Raw genomic sequence first — 12277 nt, 5'->3', positions numbered from 1 at the left:
GTGGGGGTGCCGCCCTTTGCGCTATCGGTGGTCCGCAGCTGCTCAGTAGGCGCTGTTGACGTTGTCCATCGAGCCGTAACGGTCGGCGGCGTAGTTGGCCGCGGCGACGATGTTGGCGACGGGGTCGTACTGGTCGTGCTTGGTGCCCTTGACGTGGTACGCGTCGAAGGTGGGCTTGATGACCTGGAGCAGGCCCTTGGAGGGGACGCCGTTCTGGGCGTTGATGTCCCAGTTGTTGATGGCGCGCGGGTTGCCGGAAGACTCACGCATGATGTTGCGGTGCAGGCCTTCGTAGGTGCCCGGGATCCCTTCCTTCTTCATGATGGCGAGGGACTCCTTGATCCAGCCGTCCAGGTTGTTGGCGTAGACCGGCTTGCGAGCGGCGTCGCGGGCGGCGCGGGCCTTGGCCTCACGCTCCTGCTTGGCCTTCTCGTCGGCCTTGGCCTTGGCCTCGGCGGCGGCCTTCTGCTGCGCGGCGGTCTCGGCGGCCTTGGCGATGCCCGCGTAGGCGGTCTGCTGCTTGGCGACGCCTTCCTGGATCGTCTTGGTGTTCGCGTGGAAGGCGACCGGGGCGGCGGCGGGGACCTCGGCGGCCTGGGCGCTCTGGTCGTTGCCCGGCACGAACGAGAACGCGAGGGCAGCGGCGCCGAGCGTGGCGACACCGGCGATCGTGATCTTCTGGCGCTTGGTCAGGGAAAGGCCAAGGGTGTTCTGCTGGGACATGCGAAAGGACCTCTTCGAAATAGCGGAGATCGCTCGCTTTTCCGACGCCGGTGACAGGGACTCCGGCAAAAACGCCGTGGTTCGTAAGCCCACGGCGCCGAGCGACGAGAGCAATTCTTAGCGGCCGCAAAATTTCGAAGCAAAGGTGTGACGTACGATCCCGCTTAGTGGATCAGGGTCCTCCGACATGCCTGTCGTGCCCGTTTCTTCCCGGATGTGAGGCGTCCAATCGGACAACTAGGGCGCTTCGTACGTGACGTGCGCCCTATGCGCGGCCTCACATCGGCCCTGTAACAGTCTCACCCGTCGTTGCCGTAGCAATTCATACGGTGACTGTTCTCGTTCTTGAGTAGCAGATGACTGTCCCCGAACTCGTGCCACAGGTAGAGACGATCTACGGCTTCCGTATAACCGCTGGCCACAGCGTCTTTTCCGGCGATCGCCGCCAGCATCGAGAGATGGGAGGCCGTCGGCTCGTGCAGGCCGGTGAGCACCCCGTCGACCACCCGCACCCCGCGCTCCGGCGTGACCACGAGATCCGTCCACCCGGCCGCCGCCCGCACCACGCCCGCCGCGTCCGCCGCCGACTCGACGGCCCGCACCGCCGTCGTACCGACCGCGACGACCCGGCCGCCCCCGGCCCGCGCCGCGTTGATCAGCCGCGCCGAGGCCGCCGGCACGGCGAAGCGCTCCGGGTACGGCGGCTCGTGCGCCTCCGCCGACGCGACCCCGGTGTGCAGCGTGACCGGCGCGAACTGCACGCCCCGGCTCACCGCCTCCGCCACCAGCCGGTCCGTGAACGGCCGCCCCGCACTCGGCATCTCCGCCGACCCCGCCCCGCCGGGCGACGGCAGCGCGAACACCGTCTGGTACGCGGACAGCGGCTGATCCCGCTCCGTGTAGGCGTAACGGATGGGCCGCCCGTGCGCCCGCAACAGCTCCGGCACAGGCCCAAACGCCCACCCCGGATCGGGCACAGGCCCGGGCGTCCGCCTCCGGTCCGGCGCAGGCGCGTGCACCCGCGCCCACCAGAGCCGCGCACTCCGCCCGCTCAGCGGCTCCTCCAGTACGAGGGACCAGCCGCCGGGGAGCACCACCCGCGCCCCACTTGGTCCGCCCGCACGCGCGCGCGTGGTGCCCGATCCGTCGGGGTCGCGCAGCTCGACGGCCCAGCGCCCGTCGTCGCCCCGCGTCGAGAAATGCACCACTACGCGCGCGTGCCGGTCGTTCTCCGTGCCGTCCGCGGTGAGCGTTCCGTCCACGGCGGCCGGCAGCGTCGGCGAGGTGTTGACGACGAGCAGGTCCCCGGCCCGCAGCAGCTTCGGCAGATCGACGAACGCGTGGTGCGACACGGCCCGCCCGTACGAGACGAGCAGCCGCACCCCGTCCCGCCCCGCGCCCGGCCGCCGCTGCTCCACCGGCACCCGCGCGGACAGCTCCTCCGGCACCCGCAGCCCTTCGACGACCGGAGCGAGCCCGCCGCCCGTACCCGGCACGCCCGGTACGCCCCGCACCTCCTGCCCGTCCCGCACGTCCCTCACAGCTCCGCCCCCTGTTCCGCGCCCAGCTCCGAAGCCACGTACCGCCCGCTCGCCGGCCGCTCGTCGAGGAGCCGCAGGAACGCCGGGACCACCGACTCGGGCAGCGGCCGCCCGGAGTCGTCGTCGGACGGCACCGCCGCCCGGTAGAGCTCCGTCCGCATGTCGCCCGGATCGACGGCCCACACCCGCAGCCCCGGCTCCTCGACCGCGAGCACCGCGGACAGATGGTCGAGCGCCGCCTTGGAAGCGCCGTACCCGCCCCACGTCTCGTACGCCTCGACCGCCGCGTCCGAGCTCACCGCGAGCACCGCGCCCGCCGACTCCCGCAGCAGCGGCAGCGCCTCCCGGACCAGCCCCAGCGCCGCCACCACATTCGTCTCCAGCGCCTGCCGCAGCCCGTCGAGCGGCAACTCCTCCAGGCGTACGAGCGGTTCGGCGCCCAGCGCGCTCGCGTTGTGCACCAGCAGGTCGAGCCCGCCGAGGTCCCGCGCCGCCGCCACCAGCGCGGAGCGGTGCGCGGCGTCCGTCACGTCCCCGGAAACCGCCCGCACGCGCGCGTGCCGCTTCTTCGCGTGCCCGCTCTCCGGGCGCTCCTGCTCCGGGCGCTCCTGCTCCGGGAGCTCCTGCTCCGCGGGCCCCTTTTCCAGCTCACGCGCGGTGTCCGCCAGCGGCCCCGCGGACCGCGCGTCGAGGACGAGGTCCCAGCCGCGGGCCGCCAACGCCGTGGCCAGCGCACGCCCCAACCCCTTCGAAGCCCCTGTCACGATCGCTACCGGCATCTCGCCCATCCCCTCGGATCCGGCCGCCCCGGCCGGGCGGCTCCGGAATCTCAACCTAGGAATCCGCCCGCCCCCGGGCCTGAGCCGCCGGACCGCTCTGCGCCGGGGCCTTCGGACTAGGCCCCGGGCCCAAGGGGCCTTCGGCCTAGGCCTCGGGTCGCAGGTCCGCGCCGTCGCGCGGCCGATCCGCCTGTCAGAGCCCGCCGGTACGGTGAGGCCATGACCGACGGTCCCCGATCAGGCCTGCTCGCGGTGAGCTCCGCGCTCCTCGCCATGAGCAGGCACCTCGAAGTGCGCGACGTCCTCAAGACGATCGTCGTCTCCGCCCGCGAACTCCTGAACGCGGAGTACGCGGCGCTCGGCGTGCCCGACGACCACGGCGGCTTCGCCCAGTTCGTCGTCGACGGCGTCAGCGAGGAGCAGTGGAAGGCCATCGGTCCGCTGCCGCGCCAGCACGGCATCCTCGCCTCGATGCTGCACGGCGCCCACGCGGAGCGCCTGGCCGACGTCCGCGACGACCCCCGCTTCGAGGGCTGGCCGACCGCCCACCCCGAGATGTCCGACTTCCTGGGCCTGCCCATCCGGGACGGCGACGAAGTCCTGGGCGCCCTCTTCCTCGCCAACAAGAAGTGCCCCAAACCGCAGGGCAGTTGCGGATTCACGGAGGAGGACGAGCAACTCCTCGGCATCTTCGCCCAGCACGCCGCGCTCGCCCTGACCAACGCCCGCCTCTACGAACGCAGCCGCGAGCTGACCATCGCCGAGGAGCGCTCCCGCCTAGCCCACGAACTGCACGACGCCGTGAGCCAGAAGCTGTTCTCGCTGCGCCTCACCGCACAGGCCGCCGCCGCCCTCGTCGACCGCGACCCCGGCCGCGCCAAGGGCGAACTGCAGCAGGTGGCCGCGCTCGCCGCGGAGGCGGCCGACGAACTGCGCGCCGCGGTCGTGGAGTTGCGCCCCGCGGCCCTCGACGAGGACGGCCTCGTCGCCACGCTGCGTACGCAGATCCAGGTCCTGGACCGCGCCCACTCCGCGCACGTCACCTTCGACTGCGCCGGAGTGCGCGCCCTGCCCGCCGCACAGGAGGAGGCGATGCTGCGCGTCGCCCAGGAGGCGCTGCACAATGCACTGCGCCACTCCGGCGCCGCGCGTGTGACGGTCGTCCTCGAAAAGCGCGGCCAGGGCGCCGAGTTGAGCATCACCGACGACGGCAGCGGATTCGACACCCGCGCGGTGCGGCACGCGGGACGCCACCTCGGCCTGGTCTCCATGAAGCACCGGGCGAGCGGTGTGGGCGGCCGCCTGACCGTGGAATCGGCGCCCGGCAAGGGCACCACGATCACTATGGAGGTCCCCGGTGGCTGAAGAACAACGCTCCGAGGCGCGCGCGTCGGCGTCGGGCGGCCGCACCATCAGAGTGCTCCTGGTCGACGACCACCAGGTGGTCCGCCGCGGCCTGCGCACGTTCCTGGAGGTCCAGGACGACATCGAGGTGGTCGGCGAGGCCTCCGACGGCGCCGAGGGCGTGGCCCGTACGGAAGAGCTGCGTCCGGACGTCGTCCTGATGGACGTGAAGATGCCCGGCATGGACGGCGTCGAGGCGCTGCGCAAACTCCGTGAACTGGCCAACCCCGCCAAGGTGTTGATCGTCACCAGCTTCACCGAGCAGCGCACGGTCGTCCCGGCCCTCCGCGCGGGAGCCGCCGGTTACGTCTACAAGGACGTGGACCCCGACGCCCTAGCCGGAGCCATCCGTTCCGTGCACGCGGGCCATGTCCTGCTGCAGCCCGAGGTGGCCGGCGCCCTGCTCTCCCAGGACGAGTCGGGCGGCGCGCAGGGCAGAGGCGGCACGCTCACCGAACGCGAGCGGGAGGTCCTCGCCCTGATCGCCGACGGCCGCTCCAACCGCGAGATCGCCCGCGCCCTCGTGCTGTCCGAGAAGACCGTCAAGACGCACGTCTCCAACATCCTGATGAAGCTCGACCTCGCGGACCGCACCCAGGCTGCCCTCTGGGCGGTACGGCACGGGGTGAACGGCTGAGCGACCGGCCAGACGGCGCGTCAACTCCCGTCCAGGAGCGTCGCGTTCCGGTCCGAGATTCATACCGTCGGGTGTTTGTCGCCCGAACGGCGCAACCTCGCGCGGGCTCGGACGTTCACCAGTGCGTGCTGCGGCGGCTGGCCGCAGCTTCCGCAGGAAAGGTCCCAGAAGTGAAGAACCTCAAGAAGGCCGCTGCCGTGACGATGATGGCCGGCGGCCTGCTCGCCGTCTCCACCGGCATGGCCTCCGCCACCACCGGCGCGGACGCCTCGGGCGCGGCCGTGAACTCCCCGGGCGTCGGCTCCGGCAACGTGGTCCAGGTCCCGGTCCACGTCCCGGTGAACGTCTCGGGCAACACCGTGAACGTCATCGGCCTGCTCAACCCGGCCTTCGGGAACGTCGCCGTCAACAACTGACGTACGCCCCAGGGCAGTTGCCGTCTCACGGCCCTCCAGGCACGCCCGCCTGGAGGGCCGTAGGCATGCGTACGCCCGTACGCGATCTCGTGCGGCCCCGACTGCGGCAACCGGCCGGCGCACCGACCGACGGGACGCATCCGTCGGCACGCGCGTCCGACCGGACGCCCGCGCGAGCGCACGCCCGCCCGACCGCACACCCGTGCGCCCCTCCCTCGACTCCGCGCGCCCGCAAGGGCTCAACGCACCCCGCGCTCCCGCTCCTCCACGAACGCGTTGTACGCCGCCACCTGCGCGCGCCGCGCGGTCCGCTCCACCGGGCGCAGCGCCTCGTGCCGCGCCGCCATCTCCGAGGCGCTCACCGCCCCGCCGTGCCCGTTCTCGTACGCCACCGAGATCAGCAGCGCCACCCGCTGGGCCAGCTCCAACACCCGTACCGCACGCGGCGGATAGCCCGGGGCCAGGACCTCGCGGCCGCGTTCGGCGCGCGCCCGGTACGCGTCGACCGCCGCCTCGGCGACCGGGCCCGAGCCGGCGACGTCCAGGCGCGACAGGATCTGCGTCGCCTCCCGCAGCGCCTCCGCCAGCTCCCGCTCCGCCTCGCCGAGCGACGGCACGTCGGCCGGCGGCGCCTCGCGCACCGGCAGGCAGTGCCACACCACCTCGACGTGCACGTCACCTTCGGGCCCCGCCTTGTACACCTCGGGGACGAGCCCCAGCGCGACCCCGTGGCAGACGACCGCCTCCTCCGCCTCCAGGGCGCGCGCGTTGAACTCCGGCGGGCCGCTGAGCCCGAGCGGATGCCCCGGCGCGGGCAGCGCCACCCGCAGCCCCGTTGCCCCGAGCGCGCGCAGCCGGCCGAGCGCGAGGGTCAGGCCGACCGGCGCGGACTCGCCCGGCAGCCCCTCCACCCGGTGCACCGCGTCCTCCCCGACGACGGCGAGCACCGCCTCGTCCGGCGAGACAAGTCCCGCAATAAGGGCATTTCCCCAAGAGGCCAGCAGGCCCGAGCGTGGTTCCGTGAGCATGGACACCAGCCTAAGGACCCCACTGGCGACGGGAGTGTCCGACCGGTGGCGTAGGTTTTATGCCGGGGGCTGCGTCCACAGACGCAAGCGAGACGAGACTGCAATGGGAGACAACGCGCTCATGAGCGATGTTCTGGAGCTGGTGGACGTATCCGTGGTCCGCGAGGGCCGGGCCCTGGTGGACCAGGTCTCCTGGTCCGTCAAGGAAGGCGAGCGCTGGGTCATCCTCGGCCCCAACGGCGCGGGCAAGACAACGCTGTTGAACGTCGCGTCCAGCTACCTCTTCCCGACGACGGGCACCGCCACCGTCCTCGGCGAGACCCTCGGCAAGCCCGGCACGGACGTGTTCGAGCTCCGCCCGCGCATCGGCGTCGCCGGCATCGCGCTCGCCGACAAGCTCCCGAAGCGCCAGACCGTCCTGCAGACCGTCCTCACCGCGGCGTACGGCATGACCGCCACCTGGAACGAGGACTACGAGGAAGTGGACGAGCAGCGCGCCCGCGCCTTCCTCGACCGCCTCGGCATGACGGACTACGTCGACCGGAACTTCGGCACCCTCTCCGAGGGCGAGCGCAAGCGCACCCTCATCGCCCGCGCCCTCATGGCCGACCCCGAGCTCCTCCTGCTCGACGAGCCCGCCGCGGGCCTCGACCTCGGCGGCCGCGAGGACCTCGTTCGCCGCCTCGGCCGCCTCGCCCGCGACCCGATCGCCCCCTCGATGCTGATGGTCACGCACCACGTCGAGGAGATCGCCCCCGGCTTCACCCACGTCCTGATGATCCGCCAGGGCAAGGTCCTCGCCGCCGGCCCCATCGAGCTCGAGCTCACCTCCCGCAACCTCTCCCGCTGCTTCGGCCTGCCCCTGGTCGTCGAGCAGAACGGCGACCGCTGGACGGCCCAGGGCCTCCCGCTCAGCTGACCCGGAGCGCGGCGGCACGGCGGCACGGCACGGCACTGCTTCGGCCGTGCCGTTTCGTACGCGGGCGAGGGGCCGAAGGCACCCTGTCCCCGAGCCCACCTCCGCGCCTACGATGACCACGTGGACATCGACGCATGGGTGTGGTGGCTGATCGCGGCGGTCGGCCTCGGTATTCCTCTCGTTCTGACGGCCATGCCGGAGTTCGGGATGTTCGCGGTGGGCGCCGTCGCCGGCGCCGTGACGGCCGCCCTCGGCGGCGGCATCGTCCTGCAGGTGGTGGTCTTCGTCGTCGTGTCGGTCGCCCTCATCGCGGTCGTACGCCCCATCGCCGCCCGGCACCGCTCGCAGCAGCCCCAAGTCGCCTCCGGAGTCGAGGCGTTGAAGGGCAGGCAGGCCGAGGTCCTGGAGCGGGTCGACGCCCGCGGCGGCCGCATCAAACTCGCCGGCGAGGTCTGGTCGGCCCGCGCCCTCGACTCCACGCAGTCCTTCGAGGCCGGGCAGCAGGTCGACGTCGTCGAGATCGACGGAGCGACGGCGATCGTGATGTGACGGGGCCGACGGGCCGTCAACCGACGGCGACGCGGCGGACATCGGCGCCGTTGATTGGCGCGAACTGAGCGAACGTCCCCCGCGCACCGCAGCGGTCTGACAGACTCGACCACCAAGATCTTTCCGATTGTCACGCCGGCAAGAAGGGCTCGGGGGAACACCGATGGAACCGATCATCATCGTCCTCGTCATCCTGGTGGTGCTCGTCTTCATCGCCCTGATCAAGACGATCCAGGTGATTCCGCAGGCGAGCGCCGCCATCGTCGAACGCTTCGGGCGCTACACCCGCACGCTCAACGCGGGACTCAACATTGTCGTCCCGTTCATCGACTCGGTCCGCAACCGCATCGACCTCCGCGAACAGGTCGTCCCGTTCCCGCCGCAGCCGGTGATCACCCAGGACAACCTGGTCGTCAACATCGACACGGTCATCTACTACCAGGTGACCGACGCCCGCGCCGCGACGTACGAAGTGGCCAGCTACATCCAGGCGATCGAGCAGCTCACCGTCACCACCCTGCGCAACATCATCGGCGGCATGGACCTCGAGCGGACCCTCACCTCCCGCGAGGAGATCAACGCCGCGCTCCGCGGAGTCCTCGACGAGGCCACCGGCAAGTGGGGCATCCGCGTCAACCGCGTCGAGCTCAAGGCGATCGAGCCGCCGACCTCCATCCAGGACTCGATGGAGAAGCAGATGCGCGCCGACCGCGACAAGCGCGCCGCGATCCTCACCGCGGAGGGCATCCGCCAGTCCGCGATCCTCACCGCGGAGGGCGAGAAGCAGTCCGCGATCCTCAAGGCCGAAGGTGAGGCCAAGGCCGCCGCCCTGCGCGCGGAGGGCGAGGCCCAGGCCGTCCGCACGGTCTTCGAGGCGATCCACGCCGGCGACCCGGACCAGAAGCTGCTCTCGTACCAGTACCTCCAGATGCTCCCGAAGATCGCCGAAGGCGACGCCAACAAGCTCTGGATCGTCCCCAGCGAGATCGGCGACGCCCTCAAGGGCCTCTCCGGCGCCATGGGCAACTTCGGTGCCATGGGCGGCGGTTCGAGCACCCCGACCGTCCCCGCCCCGGCCAAGTCCCTCAGCCCCGAGCGCCGCGAACAGCCCCCGCTCGACTGACAGTTGTACGTACGAGGGCCCGCCTCCCGATGAAGGAGGCGGGCCTTCCGCATACACGGACCACGCTCGCAGTACGCGGATCACGTACGACGCTCACGCCGCGGCGGGCTCCGGCAGCCACTCCGGCAGCCCGGCCCGGCCCTCCGCGCCGAGCGCGAGCAGCATCGCGTCCGTGGGCGTCGGGACGTACGGCTCGAAGAGCAGCGGCATCCCGGCCTCCTCCGGCGTGCGATTCGCCTTGCGGTGGTTGTCCGGCGCGCACGAGGCGACCGTGTTCAGCCACGTGTCGCCGCCGCCCTGCGACTTCGGCACGACATGGTCCACCGTCGTCGCCCGACGTCCGCAGTACGCGCACTTGTGCCGGTCCCGGACCAGCACACCCCGCCTCGACCACGGGGCCTGTCTTCGGAACGGCACCCGTACGAACCTCAGCAGCCGGATCACCCGGGGCACCGGAAGGTCCACCGCGGCGGCACGCATCCGCAGCTCGGGGTGGGAGGCTTCGACGACGGCCTTGTCCTGCAGCACCAGCACGACGGCACGGTTCAGCGACACCGTCGACAGCGGCTCGAAGCTCGCGTTCAGCACCAGCGTGTCCCGCATTTTTCGCCCACCCTCCCGTGTTGCACCTGCCCACCCCACGGCGGACTTGGATCAACTCTGGCCGGGTGCGCCGCATGGGACAACGGAATAAAAAATGCCCGCCCCTGATCACTTCCATGACCAAGGACGGGCAAACAGCCGGTGAACGATCGACTTTCGGCCGGAAATCGCCGTAAGGCGACCTCCGCGCTCAGCCTTCGGCAGGCGCCTCGTACTCACCGATGAGCTGCGCGCGGGCCAGCGTGTGGAACCGCAGATTGAAACCGACGACGGCCGGCGAGGCGTCCGCGTCCGGCCCCAACTTCTCCTGGTCCACCGCGTACACGGTGAACACATAACGGTGCGAACCGTCCCCGGGCGGGGGAGCGGCGCCGCCGAACTCCTTCGACCCGTAGTCGTTGCGCGCGTGCACGGCGCCCTCGGGAAGACCCTCGAACTTGCCGCTGCCCGCACCGGCGGGAAGCTCCGTGACCGTGACCGGAAGGTCGAACAGCACCCAGTGCCAGAACCCGCTCCCCGTGGGCGCGTCCGGGTCGAAACACGTCACGGCGAAGCTCTTGGTCCCCTCCGGGAAGCCCTCCCACCGCAGTTGCGGCGAGACATTGCCACCCGACAGCACCTGGCCGTCCCCGAGCGCCTCACCCGCCGCCACGTCATCGCTCACCACGGTGAACGACGGCACCTGCGGCAGGAAGTCATGGGGAAGCGGCGGCCTCTTGTCAGTCACGTCAAACCTCCGGTCCAGCGGTAGAGCCTGCTGCGCAAAAGCCTAGGCCCTAGGCCCAGTTGCGCTTGCTTCCGACCTCCGACAGCCACTGATTGAGGTACGCCGCCCAGTCGGTCCCCTGGAAGTCCGCAAGACCCACCTTGAACGCGCGGTACGAGTCACTGCCCGAGGTGAACAGCCCCGGCTTCTTGTCCATCTCCAGGACGACGTCCATCTCGCGGTCGTCGGCGACGAAGCTCAACTCGACCTGGTTGATGCCCCGGTACTGCTGCGGCGGCAGGAATTCGATCTCCTGGTAGAAGGGCAGCTTCTGCCGCGTACCGCGAATGTGCCCCTTCTCCATGTCCGCGCTCTTGAAGCGGAACCCGAGCCGGATGAAGGCGTCGAGAATGGCCTGCTGCGCCGGCAGCGGGTGCACGTTGACCGGGTCGAGGTCGCCGGAGTCCACCGCACGCGCGATCGCCAGCTCGGTGGTCACACCGATGTTCATGCCGCGCAGCGCCGTGCCGTCGATCATCGTGACCGGCGTCTCCCACGGAATGTCGAGCCCGAACGGCACCGAGTACACCTGGTTCGCCTGCAGCTGGAACGCGCCGCCGAGCTGCTGCCGAGTGAACTCGATGTCCTGCTTGGTCTCCTGGTCACCGCCCTCGACCTCGACCCGCGCCTGCAGGCCGACCGAAAGACCCTCGATCTCCTGCTCCACGGACCCGCCCTGGATCCGCACCTCACCCTGCACGACACCACCGGGCACCACATTGACCTCGGTGAGCACCGTCTCCACGGAAGCCCCACCAGCACCCAGGCTCGCCAGCAGCTTCTTGAACGCCATGACTTCTCCCCGCACTCTCGTCCCAGCGGACGTGAACTCTGTTCTCCACGGTCCTACGACCCCTACAAACGCAATCCAGCCGTGGCCGGTTCCGCCCCCTCACCCTGACAAGGGCCGCCTCCCCTGACCACCCGCGCGTGCACATCCCTTGCACTACGCTCGTACGGCATGATCGCGGCCCCTGACCGTACGCCCCTGCCCAGGAACTTCTTCGACCGACCCGTCCTCGAAGTCGCCCCCGACCTGCTCGGCCGCACCCTGGTCCGCAGCACCCCGGACGGCCCGATCCACCTGCGTCTCACCGAGGTGGAGGCCTACGACGGCCACAAGGACCCGGGCTCCCACGCCTACCGCGGCCGCACCGCCCGCAACGCGGTGATGTTCGGCCCGCCCGGACATGCGTACGTCTACTTCACCTACGGAATGTGGCACTGCATGAATCTGGTGTGCGGCCCGGACGGCCTCGCCAGTGCGGTGCTGCTGCGCGCCGGCGAGATCACCGAGGGCGCGGAGCTCACCAGGCACCGGCGCCATTCGGCCCGCAACGACAAGGAACTCGCCAAAGGCCCCGCCCGTCTGGCCACGGCCCTGGACATCGACCGCGCCCTCGACGGCACGGACGTCTGCGCCGGCCCGCTCTCGCCGCTGACAGTCCTCGGCGGGACGCCGGTCTCCTCCGGCCAGGTGCGCAACGGTCCGCGTACGGGAGTCTCGGGTGAGGGAGGCGTTCACCCCTGGCGCTTCTGGATCGCCGACGACCCGACGGTGAGCCCGTACCGCGCCCACAAGCCCCGACGCCGGAGGACTTGACGGCGGCCCGGCAGGTCCGTAATGTAGCCCGAGCCTCTTGAACCGGGTACTGCCTTCGACAGCAGCCGGAAGAGGCCAACCCACTCTCTCTATGCAACTTCCCTCAACGGGGTCAATTTCGGCATGCCCGGAATTGAATTCGCGGCCCGATTTTGAACGGCCGAGGGAAATCCACTAGAGTTCGAG

The 12277-nt window shown here is 70.9% G+C and carries 14 protein-coding genes; 7 read left to right on the top strand and 7 right to left on the bottom strand.

The features are described from left to right. Nucleotides 1-42 precede the first annotated feature (42 nt). From ACIDOF_RS03005 to ACIDOF_RS02995, 3 genes are all read right to left on the bottom strand, one after another. Nucleotides 43-723: a transglycosylase SLT domain-containing protein gene (locus tag ACIDOF_RS03005; RefSeq protein WP_409004047.1), complete on the bottom strand. Its 681-nt coding sequence runs from the start codon at nucleotides 721-723 to the stop codon at nucleotides 43-45. Between the two features lie 299 nt (nucleotides 724-1022). Next, entirely contained in the window at nucleotides 1023-2177 is a 1155-nt protein-coding gene (locus ACIDOF_RS03000; RefSeq protein ID WP_409004467.1) for an S-adenosylmethionine:tRNA ribosyltransferase-isomerase, read from the bottom strand. A gap of 83 nt (nucleotides 2178-2260) precedes the next feature. Further along, on the bottom strand, nucleotides 2261-3043 hold the full coding sequence (locus ACIDOF_RS02995) for an SDR family NAD(P)-dependent oxidoreductase (RefSeq protein ID WP_409004046.1): 783 nt from the start codon (nucleotides 3041-3043) through the stop codon (nucleotides 2261-2263). Nucleotides 3044-3262: 219 nt separating this feature from the next. Between ACIDOF_RS02995 and ACIDOF_RS02990 the strand changes: the two genes are divergently transcribed. The 3 genes from ACIDOF_RS02990 to ACIDOF_RS02980 all read left to right on the top strand — a co-directional run bounded on the left by ACIDOF_RS02990 (nucleotide 3263) and on the right by ACIDOF_RS02980 (nucleotide 5500). Continuing rightward, nucleotides 3263-4408, top strand: a complete 1146-nt coding sequence (locus ACIDOF_RS02990) for a GAF domain-containing sensor histidine kinase (protein WP_409004045.1) — start codon at nucleotides 3263-3265, stop codon at nucleotides 4406-4408. Continuing rightward, complete coding sequence (locus tag ACIDOF_RS02985; RefSeq protein ID WP_409004044.1) at nucleotides 4401-5084, top strand: response regulator; 684 nt, start codon at nucleotides 4401-4403, stop codon at nucleotides 5082-5084. Before ACIDOF_RS02990 ends, ACIDOF_RS02985 begins: the two co-directional genes overlap by 8 nt. 170 nt (nucleotides 5085-5254) lie before the next feature. Then, nucleotides 5255-5500, top strand: a complete 246-nt coding sequence (locus ACIDOF_RS02980; RefSeq protein WP_409004043.1) for a chaplin — start codon at nucleotides 5255-5257, stop codon at nucleotides 5498-5500. 239 nt (nucleotides 5501-5739) lie between these two features. Here the strand turns inward: ACIDOF_RS02980 and ACIDOF_RS02975 are convergent, their stop codons facing one another. Beyond that, complete coding sequence (locus tag ACIDOF_RS02975) at nucleotides 5740-6528, bottom strand: hypothetical protein (protein WP_409004042.1); 789 nt, start codon at nucleotides 6526-6528, stop codon at nucleotides 5740-5742. 121 nt (nucleotides 6529-6649) lie between these two features. Here ACIDOF_RS02975 and ACIDOF_RS02970 point away from each other — a divergent pair, with 121 nt between their 5' ends. From ACIDOF_RS02970 to ACIDOF_RS02960, 3 genes are all read left to right on the top strand, one after another. After that, nucleotides 6650-7447 carry an ABC transporter ATP-binding protein gene (locus ACIDOF_RS02970; protein ID WP_409004041.1) on the top strand — a complete coding sequence of 266 codons (798 nt, stop codon included), beginning with the start codon at nucleotides 6650-6652 and terminating at the stop codon, nucleotides 7445-7447. Between the two features lie 120 nt (nucleotides 7448-7567). After that, nucleotides 7568-7996: an NfeD family protein gene (locus ACIDOF_RS02965; protein WP_409004040.1), complete on the top strand. Its 429-nt coding sequence runs from the start codon at nucleotides 7568-7570 to the stop codon at nucleotides 7994-7996. Nucleotides 7997-8159: 163 nt separating this feature from the next. Continuing rightward, nucleotides 8160-9119 (top strand): SPFH domain-containing protein, encoded by a 960-nt coding sequence (locus ACIDOF_RS02960; protein ID WP_409004039.1) that lies wholly within the window; start codon nucleotides 8160-8162, stop codon nucleotides 9117-9119. 93 nt (nucleotides 9120-9212) lie between these two features. Here the strand turns inward: ACIDOF_RS02960 and ACIDOF_RS02955 are convergent, their stop codons facing one another. The 3 genes from ACIDOF_RS02955 to ACIDOF_RS02945 form a co-directional block, all read right to left on the bottom strand. Further along, complete coding sequence (locus tag ACIDOF_RS02955; RefSeq protein ID WP_409004038.1) at nucleotides 9213-9722, bottom strand: HNH endonuclease; 510 nt, start codon at nucleotides 9720-9722, stop codon at nucleotides 9213-9215. 190 nt (nucleotides 9723-9912) lie between these two features. After that, nucleotides 9913-10449 (bottom strand): YbhB/YbcL family Raf kinase inhibitor-like protein, encoded by a 537-nt coding sequence (locus ACIDOF_RS02950; RefSeq protein ID WP_409004037.1) that lies wholly within the window; start codon nucleotides 10447-10449, stop codon nucleotides 9913-9915. 49 nt (nucleotides 10450-10498) lie between these two features. Next, nucleotides 10499-11281: a sporulation protein gene (locus tag ACIDOF_RS02945; protein WP_409004036.1), complete on the bottom strand. Its 783-nt coding sequence runs from the start codon at nucleotides 11279-11281 to the stop codon at nucleotides 10499-10501. Nucleotides 11282-11449: 168 nt separating this feature from the next. Here ACIDOF_RS02945 and ACIDOF_RS02940 point away from each other — a divergent pair, with 168 nt between their 5' ends. Then, on the top strand, nucleotides 11450-12091 hold the full coding sequence (locus tag ACIDOF_RS02940; RefSeq protein WP_409004035.1) for a DNA-3-methyladenine glycosylase: 642 nt from the start codon (nucleotides 11450-11452) through the stop codon (nucleotides 12089-12091). The last annotated feature ends 186 nt before the right edge of the window (nucleotides 12092-12277 follow it).

The sequence above is a fragment of the Streptomyces sp. Da 82-17 genome (assembly GCF_046098215.1).
Lineage (GTDB): Bacteria > Actinomycetota > Actinomycetes > Streptomycetales > Streptomycetaceae > Streptomyces.
The sequence above is the reverse complement of the archived record's forward strand: the minus strand, read 5'-3'. Positions and strand labels throughout refer to the sequence as shown.